The organism is Protofrankia sp. Cr1 (assembly GCF_963555865.1).
GTDB lineage: Bacteria > Actinomycetota > Actinomycetes > Frankiales > Frankiaceae > Protofrankia.
Window position 1 is genome coordinate 1 of sequence record NZ_CAUVXO010000184.1, and the last position, 535, is coordinate 535.

General features: G+C 65.4%; 1 protein-coding gene. It reads left to right on the forward strand.

Going from position 1 to position 535, the window contains the following annotated elements:
- Nucleotides 1-72: 72 nt before the first annotated feature.
- A partial coding sequence (locus U9980_RS15210) for a hypothetical protein (RefSeq protein ID WP_322768512.1) occupies nt 73-535 on the forward strand: 463 nt, incomplete at its 3' end.

The window sequence follows — 535 nt, forward strand, 5'->3', positions numbered from 1 at the left end:
GAACTGGAGGCTGTCGACGCGCGCCGGGCGCAGGACCGCGAGCGACGTATCGCGGCTCTCCGGCGAGGCATCGTGGACGCGGAGACTCGGCGTAAGCGCTTGGCCCTCAACCTCGGGCGCATCGACGAACCTGATCAAGATTTTATTCGGGACATCAACGAAGGCCGCGCCGAGCTGCAAGCGGAGCGGGACGCGTTGCAACGGCAGCTCACGGCACTTGAGGACGAGGCCGAGCACGCATCGAACCCCGCTCTGCTGGAGCACCTGCCGATCGGCCCGGTCGACATCGCCGCTCTCCCCGACAAGCTGTCCCGCCGACTGTTCGAGGTTCTCCGTCTGGAGATCCGTTACGACCGTGTCGCCAACAAGGCAAAGTGCCGGATCACGCTCAGCGGCAGCACGATGAAGGCGGCGGGCCTGGCGACGACCGAGATCATTGCGATGGCGCCGCTCAGTGACGTACATGTCCGACAAGAGGAGCAGGAGGAGACAGCGATGCGAACAGACCACACGTCAACGCCCGCACGGTTCTGCG